We start from the raw sequence: 14,970 nt of genomic DNA on the forward strand, positions 1-14,970 counted from the left end.
CCCCTGTGATCCGCGTACTGATCGCCGACGACGAGGCGATGATCCGCGCCGGCGTGCGCGCCGTACTGGCCACCGCCTCCGACATCGAGGTCGTGGCCGAGGCCGCGGACGGGCGGGCCGCGATCGACCTGGTGGCGCGGCACCGGCCCGAGGTGGCCGTGCTCGACATCCGGATGCCCGGTACGGGCGGCATCGAGGCGGCGGCCGAGATCGCCCGGATCGCGCCGGGCACCGGCGTGCTCATGCTGACCACCTTCGGTGAGGATGACTACATCCTGCGGGCGCTGGGAGGCGGCGCCGTCGGCTTCCTGGTCAAGTCCGGCGACCCCGAGGAACTGGTCGCCGGGGTGCGCGCGGTGGCCGACGGCGCCGCCTACCTGTCACCGAAGGTCGCCGCCCGTGTGGTCGCGCACCTGGCCGCCAGCGGCGCCGGAGACGCGGCGGGCCGGCGGAGCGCCGCCCGCGAGCGGGTTCAGGCGCTCACCGCCCGGGAGCGCGAGGTGCTCTCCCACCTGGGCGCCGGGCTGTCCAACGGTCAGATCGCCCGGCGCCTGCACGTGGTGGAAGGCACGGTCAAGGCGCACGTCAGCGCCATCCTGGCCGGTCTCGGCGTGGAGAACCGCGCCGCGGCGGCGGTCGTCGCCCACGAGGCGGGCGCGGTCGCCCCGGCCGAGCGGCCGTCGGGCCCCCGTCGCCGGTGACAGCCGGCTCACCAGCGGGGTGGCGGCGCGGGTGGCCGCCGGCAGCGCGGCGAGGAGCAGGGCGGCGCACACCCCGCCGCCGAGGGTCGCGCCGGCCAGGACGTCGTGCGGGTAGTGCACCCCGAGGACGACGCGCAGCAGCGCCGCCAGGGCGGCGAGCGGCAGCGTCACCAGTGCCAGCCGGGGCCGGAGTACGGCCAGGCCGACCGCGATGCCGGCGGCCAGCGTGGCGTGGTTGCTGGGGAAGGACCAGTCGCCCGGCTCCGGACACCCGCCGAGGGCCGCGCCGTCACGCAGCGCGCGACAGGGCCGCTCCTCGTCGACGGCCAGCTTGAGCGCCTCGCTGGCGGCGTACGCGGCGACGGTGCCGACACCGGTCAGCAGTGTGCCCGCCACCCCGCGCGCCTCACCCCGGCGCAGGGCGCGCCAACACGTCCAGGCCAGCAGCGCCCCGAGCAGCACCACCGTGCCCTCGCTGGCCAGTTCGCTCAGCGTTCCCAGCCAGGACGGCGCGCCGGCCAGCCCGTCCTGGAACCAGCGGTACGCCGAGGCCGACGGGCCGGCGGTGACCCGGACGGCGTCCGGCTGGCCGACCCCGCCGGGGGTCAGCCAGCCGACCACGGCGCCGACGCCCGCCAGCAGGCCGAGAGCGGACAGGGGGCGCCGTAGGGACCCGGAACGGAGGGAGGGTGTTCGTCTCATGGCCACCGAACGTAGAAGTGGCCGTGCGCGGGCACCCGGGCCGAACGACAGGGCCCGACCCCCACCTTCGTCGGGGTTGACGCGGGACGCGGCCCCACCCACCCCGACGCCACGCGAGCCCGACCCCCCGTGCGCCCGACCCCCCGTGCGCCCGACCCCCCGTGCGCCCGACACCCCGTGAGCGCGACAGCGGGCGACCCTGACGCGGCGTGAGCCCGACGTCGCGTCAGGGTTGGCGGGGGGCCGGCGCGCGTCAGGTCGGCGCGTGTCAGGCCCGCGCGTGTCAGGCCGGGGTGCTACCGGCCGGGGCCGGGGTGTCGGCGCCCTCGGATGCCTCGGGGAGGCTGTCCATGAAGGAGCTGACGGAGAACACCGCGCGGCCGGGTCCGGGCGGGCCGTAGCCGGGAGGCGAGGTCAGCCCGTACTCCTCCAGGGTCGCGCGGTAGGTCTCCAGCAGTCGGATGTGGTACTCCAGCGGCGCGCCCTGCGGGTTGGCCTTGCCCAGCGGGGTGGTGGGCTCGGGGCACCAGGTGGTGAAGCGGGGCACGACGCCGTGGGACATGAAGAACCGCAGGCCCTCGGTGGTGGAGTCGATGGCCTCGCCGACGGATGTGAAGCCGAAGGGTTCGGCCATCTCCACGCCCGCCACGAAGTTCGGGATCACGTTGCGGGCGCCGAAGATCTCGGTGGAGTCCAGGATGCGTCGGTGCCACTCGTCGCGGCCGACGTAGCGCTCCTTGCCGGGGCAGTACAGCTCGAACAGCCGCCGGTCCCAGACCTCGAAGTTCGGGTGGTAGATGCGGATGCCGTAGTCGTGGAAGCGCTGGACGTCCTCGCGCGGCAGCGCCTGCGCGACGACCTTGCCGATCCACCGCCCGGGGAAGCGCTCCTCGATGGCCCGGGCGTAGTGCCCGTAGAAGTCGGCCTCGTCCCGGCCGCCGACGTGCGAGGTGATGGAGCCGCCGGTGAGGGTGTACGCCTGGGAGGCGCGTGCCGTGTCGTACCGGTCGATGATCTCCAGCGCCTCAAGGACCTCCTCGACGGGCTTGACGCCGGTGTACGGGCGGCCCGCCGCCTTGTGCTGGCGCCAGTTGTGGTTGATGTCGCAGTACTGGCACTCCTCCTTGGCCCCGAAGTACTGGCACACCCGGAAGACCGTCAGGTACACCAGGTAGCCCCACTGGATGGTCGGCGCCACCTCCATCACGGACTTGCCGTTCGCCAGCGTGTGCCGGTAGTAGTCCGGCATCGGCGGCAGCCCGACGTCGGCGATCCGCGCGCCGTCCAGGTAGAGCCCGAGCGCGCCGTCGGCGCCGGCCCGCACCACGTACGGCGAGTCCGGGTTGACCCGCACGGAGACCACGGTGCGTCGCAGCGCGTAGGGGCCGCCGGTGAGCACGATCTCCTCCGGCGGGCGGTTGAGCGCGGCGGCTCCCAGCTCGGGCAGTGTGCGGTGGTCGAAGGAGAAGATGAAGTACGACTTGGGCTTGACGTCGCCAACGGCGCCGTCGGCCGTGCCGCTGAGCGCGGACTCGTCGAAGGCCATGCCGCCGCGCAGCAGGTCCTCCTTGATCACCGCTTCCGCGGGCACCTGCGGGAAGCGGTCCATCAGATCCTCGACCAGCGCGGTCCGGCTCCGACTCTCCATGTGCTGCTCCATCCCTGGCGTCATGGGCATCCGCCGGTACGGCGGCTCCCGGCCCCTGGCACTTCATTGCACCAGAGCGCCCGCACGGGCGGCGGCGCGGGGTGCGGGCCCCGGTGCGGCGGTGCGAGGGGCGGGGCGCGGCGGGGACCCGGGTGGCGCCCTCCGGGTGCCGTCCGGTCTCGGCCCGCCTACCGTGGACGAGCGCGGAGGCGACGGCGCGCCGCGCGGGGTGGACCGCTACGCCGGGCACCGTCCGGGTGCCCGGCGTACAGTGGCCGTCCGTCGCGGCCTGGGCCACTCGGGTGTCCTGCGGTGCTCGCCCCGGCCCCGACGAGCCGTCGCGGCGGGCGCCGGCCAGGACGCCGAACGAGGTGTACGCGAATGCGACGCGCGGACGAGACCGAGGACCCCGTGTCCGCCCTCAGCGACCCCGCCGGGGCCGTGCTGGACGCGCACGGGACGATCCTGGGCTGGACGGACGAGGCGTCCGCGCTTCTCGACCTGAGCGGCCAGCAGGCGTGTGGTCGGCACATCAGCACGCTGCTGGCCGACCGGGAGCAGTGGCGGCGGGTGCTGGCGGCGCGTACCGCCGACGGGTGGGAGGGCCGCGCGCTGTTGCGGCACACCGCGGGCCACGACGTGTCCGTCGCCTTCCGCGTGCTGCCCCTGGGCGGCGAACCGCGCGCGGACGCCGCCCGTCACCTCGTCCTCGCCGCCGCGACCCCCGCCTACGAGCGGTGGCGGCAGGACATCGCCTTCTCGCACGAGCTGTTCTTCCAGGACCGGATGGGCGTCGTGCTCTTCGACGTGGACCTGCGGCTGGTGCGCACCAACGCGCATCTGCTCTGGTACACCGGCGTTCCCGAGGGCCTCGCCGGGCGGCGGCTGGCGGACTTCCTGTACCCGGCGGACGCGGCGGCCCTGGAGGAACACCTCGCCGAGGTGCTGCGCACCGGTGACCTGCGGCTGGGCATCGAGGTGCTGATCCGCACGCTGGACGACCCGCGCGGCGGGCGGCACATGACGATCTCCGCGTTCCGGCTGCGCGACCCGTACGACGGCGAGCTGGTGGGCGTCGCCGCGTTCTTCGTCGACATCACCGACCACGTCCGCGCCCGGCAGCGGCTGGACCTGCTGCACCACGCGGCGGCGGTGCTCGGCGAGTCGCTCTCCATCATCCGTACCTGTGAGGACCTCGCGCGCGTGCTGGTGCCCGGCCTCGCCGACCTGGCGGCCGTCGACCTGGCCGATCCGGTACTGATCGGCGAGGAGCCCGCGCACGACGGGGAGCACCTCTTCGCGCTGCGTCGGATGGCGGTGGCCGGCGCGGACGAGAGCCCGCTACCCACCGGCCCGATGACGCTCGGCAGCATCGACACCCACCGGGCGAGCGACATCACGGCGGCGGCCGAGGCCGTGGACGGCAGTCGGGCCGAGGCGGTGGCGCGCGGCGGCGCGCCACGGACCGGCCGCGGTGGCCTGATCGCCGACCTGCGGCGCACCGCCACGGCCGACGGCGCCCAGGAGGCACCGGGCGAGACGGCCCGCACCACCGCGGACGAGCGGGCCCACGACGCCGCGGACGAGCGGGCCCCGGGCCCGGACGCCACGCCGGCGGCCGACGAGCGCGGGGCGCCCACGGAGGCGCGGGGCGACAGCGACGAGGTGCTGGCCTGGGCCCGCTCCGTACCCGGCGCGCACTCGGTGATGACGGCGCCGCTGCACGCGCGCGGCATCCTGTTGGGCCGCGTGACGGTGTGGCGCACCGACACCGTCACGCCCTTCGAGGCGGAGGACCTGACCCTGCTGGAGGAGGTCGCCGCGCGCGCCGGCCTCGCCGCCGACAACGCCCGCCGCTACACCCGCGAGCGGCGGGCCGCGGTCAAGCTCCAACGCAGCCTGCTGCCGCCCGCGCTCACCGACGTCGTGGCGGCGGAGACGGCCAGCGTCTACCTGCCCACCGACGCGGCGCGTGGCGTGGGCGGCGACTGGTTCGACGTCATCCCGCTCTCCTCGGCCCGCGTCGCGCTGGTGGTCGGCGACGTGGTGGGGCACGGGTTGCAGGCCACGGCCACCATGGGGCGGCTGCGTACGGCCGTGCGCACCCTGGCCGACCTGGACGTGGACCCGGAGGAGTTGCTGACCCACCTGGATGACCTGGTGCTGCAACTGACGGTGGAGGCCGACAGCGACCGGCCCGGCATCGAGGACGGGGCGCCGAACTCGCTGACCGACTCGGTCGGCGCGTCCTGCCTGTACATCACCTACGACCCGGTGACCCGGCACTGCGTCATGGCCAGCGCGGGGCACCCGCCGCCCGCGCTGATCACCCCGGACGGGTCGGTCCGCTTCATCGACCTGGACCCGGGCCCGCCGCTGGGCGTCAGCAGCCTGCCCTTCGACATCACCGAGCTCGACCTGCCGCCCGGCAGCGTCCTCGCGCTGTACACCGACGGGCTGGTCGAGCGCGGCGCGGGCGACGTGGACGAGGGGATGGCGGAGCTGCGCACCCGGCTGTGGCGGGCGGACGTGCTGCACCGCCCGCTGGCGGGGCTGCCGCGCGAGGTGGTGACCGACCTGCCGCCCACCCGGCTGCCGGACGACGTCACGCTGCTGCTGGCCCGCACCCGGATGATCCCCGAGCGGGACACGGCCGCGTGGACGCTGGCGGCCGATCCGGCGGTGGTGTCCGGCACCCGTGGGCTGGTCTCCGGCCAACTCGCCGAGTGGGGCCTGCACGAACTGACCTTCACCACCGAACTGGTGGTCAGCGAGCTGGTCACCAACGCCATCCGGTACGCGGGCGGCCCGGTCGAGCTGCGGCTGATCCGGGCCGGCGTGCTCATCTGCGAGGTGTCCGACCCGAGCAGCACCCAGCCCCGGATGCGCCGCGCCCGCGCCACGGACGAGGGCGGACGCGGCCTGTACCTGGTCGCCCAGCTCACCAGCCGCTGGGGCAGCCGCTACACCCGACACGGCAAGACCATCTGGACGGAGCAGCCGCTGCCCGGGTCCTAGGAGCGTGGGTCACCAACGAACCACGGACCGCGGCGCGGGGCCGGGGACGACAGTGTCCGACCGGGTGGGATCGGTGTTCATCCGAGGGGGGTGCGCGTCTCGCCGGAGAGGCCGAGGTGGACCCGAAGCGCGCGGCGACCGGTCTCGGTGAGAGCGACGGCGCGGCTGGTGCCGATCCGGGTGATCCAACCGGAGTCGAAGGCGTGACGGCACAGGGAGGCACCGACGGCACCGGCCAGGTGAGGGCGGCGTTCGGTCCAGTCCAGGCACGAGCGGACGGGCGGACGCCGCGTGGCGGCCGACAGCACGATGCCGAGTTCGGCCAGCCAGTCGGTCCCGTTGCCGGTGAGCGTAAGCCCCTGCTCCCAGTCCAGCAGCCCCCGGTCGGTCATCGCCTCGGTGATCGCGACCCCGAGGGCGCCCGCGAGGTGGTCATAGCACGTGCGGGCGCGGGCCAACGCCCGGCTCCGGTTGACAGCGGGCAGTGAGCGGGGCGGATCGCCGCGTCGAGGCGCCATGGAGGCAAGGGCCTCGATCAGTTGGGCCGTCTCGGGATCGGCGAGGCGGACGTAGCGGTGACGGCCCTGACGCTCCTGCGCGAGCAGTCCTCCGCCGACCAGGAGGTTCAGATGCTCGGTGGCCGTCGAGGCGGCCACTCCGGCATGGCGCGCCAACTCGGTCGCCGTCCATGCCCGACCGTCCAGAAGGGCCAGGCAGAAGCTCGCGCGGGTGCCGTCCGCTAGAAGTCCGGCCAGAGCGGCCAGGTCCGGGCCCTCCAGGTGCGCGTCATGGTTTCTCATCGCCGTCCATCATCCACCAGCGATCCTTCGGCGAGGGCCGAAGAGTCCTCACCCTACGGTCGACTCCCATGGACACCGCGACACCCAGCAGCGCACCCACCAACACGTCGGCCGCCCATGCGGCCATCGAGCCGAGCATCCTGTACTTCGGGACGCCGGTCGTACTGCTCTCGACGGAGAACGAGAACGGCTCCTTCAACCTGGCGCCGATGTCCTCGGCCTGGGCACTGGGCCACGTCATCGTCCTCGGTCTGGGGCCTGGGGGACAGACCGCGCACAATCTCCGCAGCCGCCCCGATCTCGTGGTCAACCTCCCCGCGCCCGCCCAGTGGCCGGCGGTGGAGCGGCTGGCGCCGCTGACCGGACGCACCCCGATACCCGTGGACAAGCGCGGCACCTTCCGTTTCGAGCCGGACAAGTTCGCCGCTGCCGGCCTGCGACCTGAACCCTCCGAGCTGGTTCGGCCACCCAGGGCCGCCGCATGTCCTATCCAGCTGGAGGCCCGCGCCGCCCGGGTCCAACCCGATGCCTCCGGAGCGTTCCTCATCGTCGAAGCCCAGGTGCTCAAGGTCCACGCCGATCCACGCATCGTCGTCCCCGGCTCCCAGCACATCGACCCGGCCGCGTGGAGCCCACTGATCTACAACTTCCGTCACTACTTCGGGCTGGGCCCCGAACTCGGCCGCAGCTTCCGGTCCCAGACACCCCGGCAGAGCCACTGACCGACCTCGAAGCCGGTCAGCGCATGAAACAAGGGGGACCGGAACAGGCCGCGACCGGCAGCCGGCCTCCGTTCTGTGATCATTCATGCGGAATGATGTCGGTATGCGTGATGGGGAGGGCCTGTTCGAGACCGGGCCGGTCGAGAAGGAACGGCCTCGGGCGCGGGCGGCGGTGGCCAAGCGGTTCGGGGCGTTCGACCCGCGTCAGGCGTTGCCGCTGCCGCCGGCGCTGGCTGGCTGCCGGAGGACCACCCGGCGGCCACAACCAACCTCGACGAGTGCGGCCACCCGGTCAGTTACCGGTCACTGAGACACGCCCCGGGCGGCCCGGGGCTCCCGCCCGAGCCGCCCGGGGTCGGCCGGGCGCCCCACGGCGCCGCTCACCCGGTCGCCACCGGCCGCTCCGTGGCCGCGCCGAGCCTGGTCAGGACCCGCTCGCGGAGCAGCTCGTACTCCGCGCGCAGTCGTACGATCTCGGCCGGGCGCGGCACGACCTCCCCGCCGCTGACGATCTCCTGTGGCGCGAACTGCTCCCGGGTGAGGTCGATCTCGACGCCCTCACCCAGTCGGTTCCACCAGTGGAAGTCGGTCTGCGTGCCGTCCACGTGCACCCTGCCTCGGATGAGGTCGCCGCCCAGCAGGTCGTTGAGGACCATGGCGGTCACCCCGCACTGGTCGCGGGCCGGGTTGTCCGCGCGCCAGCGGTCCCGGTACTCGGGTGTGCAGGTGTCGGCGTCCCAACTCGCGCGGACGGCCTTCTCGATGTCGGTGAGCAGCCAGTACGTCATGGGCCCACCCTCGCACGGGGCACTGACAGTCAGGGTCCCAGGCGGCGGACGGGCGCCCCGTCGAGGTAGGCCCGGATGTCCTCGACGGCCTGGCCGTAGTAGGTGCGGTAGTTGTCCCGGGTGACGTAGCCGAGGTGCGGGGTGGCCAGGAGCCGGGGTGCGGTACGCAGTGGGTGGTCGGCCGGCAGCGGCTCCTGGTCGAAGACGTCCACCGCCGCGCCGGCGATGGTGCCCGCGCGCAGGGCGGCCAGCAGCGCGTCCTGGTCGACGATGGCCGCGCGGGAGGTGTTGACCAGGTAGCCCGTCGGCTTCATCAGGGCCAGCTCCGCCGCTCCGATCAGCCCTCGCGAGCGCGCGCCGAGCGCCAGGTGGACGGAGACGAAGTCGCTGCCACGCAGGAGCTCCTCCCGGGAGCCGGCGTGCGCCACACCCACCTCGGCGGCGCGTTCGTGGGTGAGGTTCTGGCTCCAGGCCACCACCTCCATGTCGAAGGCCAGGCCGATACGGGCCACCCTGGCCCCGATCTTCCCCAGGCCCAGCAGCCCGAGCCGCCGGCCCGCCAGGTCGGCGCCCAGCGTGCTCTGCCAGCGGCCTGCGGCGCGCAGCGCGGTGTTCTCCGGGACGATGCCGCGTGCCAGGCCGAGCAACAGCGCCCAGGTCAGCTCGACGGGCGGGGTCGACGAGCTCTGGGTGCCGCACACGGTGACCCCGTGCGCCTGGGCGGCGGCGAAGTCGATGACGGAGTTCCGCATGCCGGAGGCAACCAGCAGGCGGAGTCTGGGCAGTCGGGCCAGCAACGAGGCCGGGAACGGCACCCGCTCGCGGAGCGTGACGACGATATCGAAGTCGGCCAGGGCCGTGGCGAGCTCGTCCTCGCTGCCGAGGTGTTCCGCGAAGGTGACCACGTCCACCTCGCCGGCCAGGGTGGACCAGTCGGCGCTCGTGGTGGCCACACCCTGGAAGTCGTCGAGGACGGCACAGCGTTGCTGCATGTCGGTGTTCTCCCTGTTGGTCGCGGGTTCCTGCGGTGCCCCTGCCCGGCCCGCCGTCCGCGCGCCGCCCCCGTCGCCCGCGCCGTGGACGCGGGCGCGCGGGCCCGTCCCCGGTCCGGCGGTCGGGGGTGGCGTGGCGTCTGCCACGGGCACGGCCGGGTGCGGACGCTCGTCCACGGGCCGGTGACTACCGGGGGTGTTCGTGCTGCCTGGCCAGGCATTCGGGGCCTGATCGGTGCTTGGCGCCGGGGAAGTGCCGGTGTCACCATAGGCATATGCCCACGCTTCAGGAGACGGCCGCGGCCTCGCGCGTTCAGCCGAGCTGCCCTCCCCTTACCCGGCAGGAACTCTCCCCCGCGGACGCGGCGACCATGGCCGCGATGTTCAAGGCGCTCGGCGACCCGGTCCGGCTGCGGCTCTTCTCGAAGGTCGCCTCCCACCCCGACGGGGAGGCGTGTGTGTGCGACATCGCCGACGTCGGCGTCTCCCAACCCACCGTCAGCCACCACCTCAAGAAGCTGCGCGAGGCGGGCCTGCTGATTTCCGAGCGGCGCGGCACCTGGATCTACTACCGCGTCACCCCCACGGTCCTGGCCACCCTGTCCGTGATGCTCAGCAGCGCGCCGTAGGGCCGGGTCCGCTCAGGCGCCGCGCGACCCGCCGTGGGCACCACCGGCGGCGCGGGCCCGGGTGTGCCGGGCCCGCGGCGCCCGGTGCGTACCGGTGCCGGGCGGGTCACCACACGGCGACGGCCGCGTCGTCCACCGCGTCGAGGTCCGCGAAGAGGTCCTGGAGTCTGGCGCGTACGGCCTCCATGGCGGTGATGACCGAGGTGGCCAGGCCGATCGAGCGGACGGTGGGGGCGAGCGGGAGGGTGCGCTCACGGCCGTGGACGAGCCGGTGGCGGATACGGCGGGCGCTGGCGCCGACGGCGAGGGTGAGGCACATGGCCTGGCTGCCGTTGAGGTCACTGTCGCGTAGCCGGTGGTGGAGGCAGCCGATGCGCGCGTCGAGTTGGGCCTGGAGCAGGTACGCCTCGCCCGAGGCGCTGCCCAATGCCTCGGCCAGCGCCTCGGTGGCCCGGTGCGCCTCGTCGGCCAGGTCGAGCAGCGTACGGGGGCGCCCGTCCACGGTCGGCGGCACCGGCAGCCGGCCGGGTACGCGCACGCACCGCTGGGCGGGGTAGGGCTCGGGCCGGAAGTCCAGCGGCGCCTCCCGGGTGGGCACCACGGCCCAGTAGACCAGCGACCAGCCGCGTTCGGTGTCCAGGTGCTCGGTCACCGTCTCCAGGACGCCGGATTCGGCCGTGGCCAGTACCTCGTCCAGTGCCGTGTCGGTGTCAGCCGGCGGTGCCGTGTCGGTCGGCCGTGCCGTGTCGGTGTCGTGCCTCACTGCGTACCTCCAGACGCGAGACCCAGGTGGTCCTTGAGTTGGGCGCGGGCGCGGGCCAGGTTCTGGCGGACCGCGGCGGACGTCATGCCCAGGGCGGCGGCCATCTCGCTGGTGCTGAACCCGTCCATGTGCCAGGCCAGGACCTGGCGTTGCTTCATCGGCAGCCGCCCCAGGGCCGCGTAGACGTGGGTCTCCTGTTCGCGCAGGACGACGGTCTCCAGCGGGCTGGAGAAGACCTCGCGCTCGGGCGCGGCGTCGGTCAGTTCCTCCTCCGGGTGCGGGGACTGTCGCAGGAACATGCGCACGGCGACGGTGCGCAGCCACGCGGCGCGGCTCTCGATCAGGTGCCAGGACCGGAATGCCTCGATGAAGGCCGCCTGCGCGGCGTCGGCCGCCTCGTAGGGGTTGGCGCCGTAGCGCATGAGGAACCGGATCAGCTTGGGCATGTGCTGCCGGTAGTAGAGCGTGAAGTCCTCGCGCACCACCTCGTCGTCGGCGGCCGGGACGGAGGGCTCGCGCTGGCCCGGCAGGACCACGCCGACGGTGGGGGTGCCGTGCCGCACGTCATCCACGGGCGGTTCCCCTCGGCAGGACGACGCGGATGCTGACCTCGTCACCACGGTGGCGTTCGGCCAGCGTGCTGCCGGCCGGCAGCGCCCGCAGCCGCTCGTTGGTCCCCTGCTCCCGCAGCTGGAACAACCGCACGCGCACGCGCCCGTCGACCCAGCCGTACAGCAGGCGCGATCCCGCGAGGAACCCCGCGACGACGACTGCTGCGACCACGACCACCATGTGGCCTCCTCATCACTTCATGGCACGGTGCGGAGTGCACCGCGCTGTTCATGGAAGTGCGCCGAGCGTGGCGATGTGTGACATGAGCGTGAGGGGAAACCGCAGTGCTGCCGGTGTTCGGTCCGGCTTCTCGGTACGCGGGTGCCTCGCGAGGCGGCCGGGACCCGTGGGACGGCGGGCGGGCCCGGGCGTCACGGAGCGGCGGCCGGGAGCGGATCGGGCGGCACGTGGCGCAGGTCGGCCACGGTGGGGTGGCCCGGCACCCGGTCGCCGCGCGGGTCGCCGGCCCGGCGTACGCCGAGGACCTGCCAGCCGGCGGCGCGGGCGGCGTCCAGCTCCTCCCGTACGTCGCTGAGGAAGAGCGTGGCGTGGGCGGGCACACCCAGCCGGGTGGTGATGGCGCCGTAGGAGTCGGCGGCTCGCTTGCCGCCGGCGCTGACCAGGTCGAAGTAGTCGCACAGCAGCGGGCTGAGGTCGCCGTGGTCGCTGTGGGCGAACCAGTGGCGCTGCGCGGCCACCGAGCCGGAGGAGTAGATGGCGGTGACCAGGCCCGCGCGCCGCCAGCGGGCCAGGGCCGGCGGCACGTCGTCGTACACGTGCCCGCGCAGCTCGCCCCGCGCGTAGCCCTCGGCCCAGATCAGGCCCTGGACGTCCTTGAGTGGCGGGGCCTTGACGTCGGCGTCCGACCACGCGGCGAGCGCCGCCGCCGCGCCGCGCTCGTCCAGCTCCGGGTCCCCGGCGTGCGCGCGCACCTGGTGTAGGACCCGCTGCCCCTCCGTCGTGTCACGGTGGGCGGCGAGCCAGCCGGTCAGGCGCTCGCGCGCGTAGGGGAAGAGGACCTCGCGCACGTGCGCGGCCGATCCGGTGGTGCCCTCGATGTCGCAGACCACCGCGCGCACGGCGGGCCCGCTCACGCCGCCTCCGGCGCGAGCAGCGCGTCCAGGCGGGGAAAGCGCGCGGAGAGGGGGTCGCCGGTGAAGTCGCCCACCCAGCCGTCCTCGCGCTCGAAGAAGCGGATCGCGGTGAACTCGGGGCGTGGTCCCATGTCGAACCAGTGGCGGGTGCCGGCCGGTACGGACAGCAGGTCGCCGGCCTCGCACACCACCGCGTGCACCTGTCCGGCCAGGTGCAGGTAGAAGCAGCCGGCGCCGTGGGCGAAGAAGCGCACCTCGTCCTCGGCGTGCCGGTGCTCCTCCAGGAAGGTGGCGCGGGCCGTGGCGGCGCGCTCCCGCCAGGCGTCGCTGTCCTCGGGGTGCAGGCCGACCACGTCGACCAGGCGGAAGCCGGCGCGGGCGCGGAGCGCGGCCACCTCTGCGTGATAGCGCGCCAGCACCTCATCCGCCCCGGTCCCGGGGCTGACGACGCCGCGCACCGGCCAGTGGTCCAGGGTGACGGCGTGGGCGCGCAGCGTCTGGGCGACGCGCGCGCGGTCGCGGGTGCGCAGGGTCACCCGCTCGGGCGCGTCGTCGGGCATGACCTGGAGCAGGGTCACGGGGTCACCTCTCGTCGTCGTGCGGGGTCAGCGAAGCGGATTCGGTGAGCAGCAGCAGTTGGCAGATGGCTTCCACGCACTCCAGTCGGTCGCGGGCCTGTGCCAGGTCGCGGCCCCAGGTGGTGACGCCGTGATCGGTGATGAGCAGCGCGGGTGGCGCGTGCGGGGTGGTGGCGAGGTGGTCGGCCACGTCCTGGGCGATGCGCGGCACGTCCGGCCAGTTGGGGAAGACGGGCACCTCGGCGCTGCCGGGGTCGGCGAGTCCGAGGCCCTTGAGGAGTTCGAGGCGCTCGACGCGCAGCAGGCGCGGCCGTGTGCGGTCGCCGGCGCGGATGGCGGTGGCGGTGGCGTACGGCGCGTGGACGTGGATGACCGCGCGGGCGTCGGTCGTGCGGTAGACGGCGCTGTGGATGGTGGTCTCGGCGGAGGCGCGCAGCGGTCCACGGGTCACCTCGGCGCCGGTCCGCGCGTCCACGGCGACCGTGTCCCGCCAGGTCAGCTCGCCCTTGGCCCGGCCGCTCGCGGTGATCAGGGCGGTCGTGTCGGGCAGTCGCACCGAGAGGTTGCCGGCGGTGCCGGGCATCCACCCGCGCTCGTACAACTGGCGTGCGAGGCGGGCCAACCACCCGCCCGCCTCCTCGTGGGGGTGGGGGTTCTCGACGCTCATGTGGACACTCCGGGTCGCTCGCGGTCGGTGGGCCCCGGGCTCGCGGGCCGGGTCGCGCCCGGCGGCCGGGCGGTGGGCTCGGCGCCCGGCAGGAAGGTCCGGTTCTCGGAGACGATCGCGGTGATCAGTTCGGCGGGGGTGACGTCGAAGGCCGGGTTGTACGCGGCGGCGCCGGGTGGCGTGGTGGCCAGGCCGGCGTACGTGGTGACCTCGGCGGGGTCGCGCTCCTCGATGACGATGCCCGAACCGTCGGCGAGCCCTCGGTCCCAGGTGGACTCGGGCGCCACGACCACGAAGGGGATGCCGTGTCGGGCGGCGGCGATCGCGAGCCCGTAGGTGCCGATCTTGTTGGCCACGTCGCCGTTGGCGGCGATGCGGTCGGCCCCCACCAGCACGCAGTCCACCAGACCACGGGCCATCGCGGCCGGGGCGGCGGAGTCCACGCACACCCGGTAGGCGATGTCGGCCTGGCCCAGCTCCCAGGCGGTGAGTCGGGCACCCTGGAGCAGCGGCCGGGTCTCGTCCACCAACACCTCGCGCACCAGATCGCGTCGGCCGAGTTCGATGACGACGCCGAGCGCGGTGCCGACGGCGGCCGTGGCCAGCCGGCCGGTGTTGCAGTGGGTGAGCAGGCTCATCGGCCGCGCCGCCACACGCGACAGGACCAGGTCACAGGCGCGCGCCACGGCGGCGGCGCCCAGCGCGGCGTCCTCCGCCAGCATGGCCAACGCCTCGGCGAGGACGGCGTCGGGGCCGCCGGCCAGGTGCCCGGCGGCCCGGCGCACGGCCCAGGCCAGGTTGACGGCGGTGGGCCGGGCGGCGGCCAGCCGCGCGACGTCGGCCCGCACCGCGTCCGTGTCCAGCACGCCGTCGGTGTGGTGGTGGCGGGCCGAGAGGGCCACTCCGAGCGCGCCGGCGAGGCCGATGGCCGGCGCCCCACGGATGGCCAGCGAGCCGATGGCGGCCACGAGTTGATCCACGCTGGCCAGCCGCAGCACGCGGCTCTCACCGGGCAGCGCCCGCTGGTCGACGGCGACGATCACACCGTCGTCCCAGCTCAACGACGGCTGGCCGGCGGGCATGGGGTGGGACTGGGGCGCCGGCGCGACGCGGGCGCCGGTCGGGACACCGGGCGCGGGCCGCGCGCCCCTCTGGTCGTCCATCGGCCTTCCCTCGGGCTGGGACCGGGCCGCCCGCGCGGCCCCGGTCGTGGCGTGCCCCGCGGCCGGTGCCGCGGCGGTCGTACGGGAGTGGCG

At 74.5% G+C, this 14,970-nt stretch carries 15 protein-coding genes and 1 pseudogene; 4 read left to right on the top strand and 12 right to left on the bottom strand.

Annotated features, from left to right (window positions below; genetic code table 11):
* The first annotated feature begins 5 nt into the window (after nucleotides 1–5).
* Complete coding sequence (locus ACFVFR_RS05465; RefSeq protein WP_383698340.1) at nucleotides 6–701, top strand: response regulator; 696 nt, start codon at nucleotides 6–8, stop codon at nucleotides 699–701.
* 111 nt (nucleotides 702–812) lie between these two features.
* On the opposite strand, the pseudogene ACFVFR_RS05470 reads toward ACFVFR_RS05465, so the two are convergent.
* Together ACFVFR_RS05470 and ACFVFR_RS05475 are read right to left on the bottom strand one after the other, a co-directional pair.
* A pseudogene (locus ACFVFR_RS05470) lies at nucleotides 813–1,403 on the bottom strand (phosphatase PAP2 family protein); the annotation flags it as partial.
* Between the two features lie 283 nt (nucleotides 1,404–1,686).
* Nucleotides 1,687–3,051, bottom strand: coding sequence for a radical SAM protein (locus ACFVFR_RS05475; protein WP_383698341.1), 1,365 nt, complete (start codon nucleotides 3,049–3,051; stop codon nucleotides 1,687–1,689).
* 381 nt (nucleotides 3,052–3,432) lie between these two features.
* Here ACFVFR_RS05475 and ACFVFR_RS05480 point away from each other — a divergent pair, with 381 nt between their 5' ends.
* On the top strand, nucleotides 3,433–6,069 hold the full coding sequence (locus tag ACFVFR_RS05480; protein ID WP_383698342.1) for a SpoIIE family protein phosphatase: 2,637 nt from the start codon (nucleotides 3,433–3,435) through the stop codon (nucleotides 6,067–6,069).
* 77 nt (nucleotides 6,070–6,146) lie between these two features.
* Here the strand turns inward: ACFVFR_RS05480 and ACFVFR_RS05485 are convergent, their stop codons facing one another.
* Nucleotides 6,147–6,869, bottom strand: a complete 723-nt coding sequence (locus ACFVFR_RS05485; RefSeq protein WP_383698343.1) for a winged helix-turn-helix domain-containing protein — start codon at nucleotides 6,867–6,869, stop codon at nucleotides 6,147–6,149.
* A gap of 68 nt (nucleotides 6,870–6,937) precedes the next feature.
* On the opposite strand from ACFVFR_RS05485, the gene ACFVFR_RS05490 reads away from it, so the two are divergent.
* Entirely contained in the window at nucleotides 6,938–7,591 is a 654-nt protein-coding gene (locus ACFVFR_RS05490; RefSeq protein WP_383698344.1) for a flavin reductase family protein, read from the top strand.
* Nucleotides 7,592–7,971: 380 nt separating this feature from the next.
* On the opposite strand, the gene ACFVFR_RS05495 is transcribed toward ACFVFR_RS05490, so the two are convergent.
* Nucleotides 7,972–8,379: a hypothetical protein gene (locus ACFVFR_RS05495; protein ID WP_383698345.1), complete on the bottom strand. Its 408-nt coding sequence runs from the start codon at nucleotides 8,377–8,379 to the stop codon at nucleotides 7,972–7,974.
* 29 nt (nucleotides 8,380–8,408) lie between these two features.
* Entirely contained in the window at nucleotides 8,409–9,371 is a 963-nt protein-coding gene (locus tag ACFVFR_RS05500) for a D-2-hydroxyacid dehydrogenase family protein (protein ID WP_383698346.1), read from the bottom strand.
* 275 nt (nucleotides 9,372–9,646) lie between these two features.
* Here ACFVFR_RS05500 and ACFVFR_RS05505 point away from each other — a divergent pair, with 275 nt between their 5' ends.
* Complete coding sequence (locus tag ACFVFR_RS05505; protein ID WP_383698347.1) at nucleotides 9,647–10,000, top strand: ArsR/SmtB family transcription factor; 354 nt, start codon at nucleotides 9,647–9,649, stop codon at nucleotides 9,998–10,000.
* Nucleotides 10,001–10,106: 106 nt separating this feature from the next.
* Here the strand turns inward: ACFVFR_RS05505 and ACFVFR_RS05510 are convergent, their stop codons facing one another.
* The 7 genes from ACFVFR_RS05510 to mtnA all read right to left on the bottom strand — a co-directional run bounded on the left by ACFVFR_RS05510 (nucleotide 10,107) and on the right by mtnA (nucleotide 14,877).
* The gene (locus ACFVFR_RS05510; RefSeq protein WP_383698348.1) at nucleotides 10,107–10,763 is read right to left on the bottom strand and encodes a hypothetical protein; all 657 of its coding nucleotides are present in this window, start codon (nucleotides 10,761–10,763) and stop codon (nucleotides 10,107–10,109) included.
* Complete coding sequence (locus tag ACFVFR_RS05515; RefSeq protein ID WP_383698349.1) at nucleotides 10,760–11,335, bottom strand: RNA polymerase sigma factor; 576 nt, start codon at nucleotides 11,333–11,335, stop codon at nucleotides 10,760–10,762. The genes ACFVFR_RS05510 and ACFVFR_RS05515 overlap by 4 nt, the downstream gene beginning before the upstream one ends.
* A complete protein-coding gene (locus tag ACFVFR_RS05520) occupies nucleotides 11,328–11,555 on the bottom strand; it encodes a hypothetical protein (protein WP_383698350.1) in 228 nt (75 codons plus the stop codon). The genes ACFVFR_RS05515 and ACFVFR_RS05520 overlap by 8 nt, the downstream gene beginning before the upstream one ends.
* Before the next feature lie 191 nt (nucleotides 11,556–11,746).
* Nucleotides 11,747–12,469 carry an acireductone synthase gene (gene mtnC, locus ACFVFR_RS05525; protein WP_383698351.1) on the bottom strand — a complete coding sequence of 241 codons (723 nt, stop codon included), beginning with the start codon at nucleotides 12,467–12,469 and terminating at the stop codon, nucleotides 11,747–11,749.
* Complete coding sequence (locus tag ACFVFR_RS05530; protein ID WP_383698352.1) at nucleotides 12,466–13,047, bottom strand: acireductone dioxygenase; 582 nt, start codon at nucleotides 13,045–13,047, stop codon at nucleotides 12,466–12,468. Before ACFVFR_RS05530 ends, mtnC begins: the two co-directional genes overlap by 4 nt.
* Before the next feature lie 4 nt (nucleotides 13,048–13,051).
* On the bottom strand, nucleotides 13,052–13,714 hold the full coding sequence (mtnB, locus tag ACFVFR_RS05535) for a methylthioribulose 1-phosphate dehydratase (protein ID WP_383698353.1): 663 nt from the start codon (nucleotides 13,712–13,714) through the stop codon (nucleotides 13,052–13,054).
* Nucleotides 13,711–14,877, bottom strand: a complete 1,167-nt coding sequence (mtnA, locus tag ACFVFR_RS05540) for an S-methyl-5-thioribose-1-phosphate isomerase (protein ID WP_383698354.1) — start codon at nucleotides 14,875–14,877, stop codon at nucleotides 13,711–13,713. The genes mtnB and mtnA overlap by 4 nt, the downstream gene beginning before the upstream one ends.
* Nucleotides 14,878–14,970 lie beyond the last annotated feature (93 nt).

Source organism: Streptomyces sp. NPDC057702, assembly GCF_042799315.1.
Taxonomy (GTDB): Bacteria; Actinomycetota; Actinomycetes; order Streptomycetales; family Streptomycetaceae; genus Streptomyces.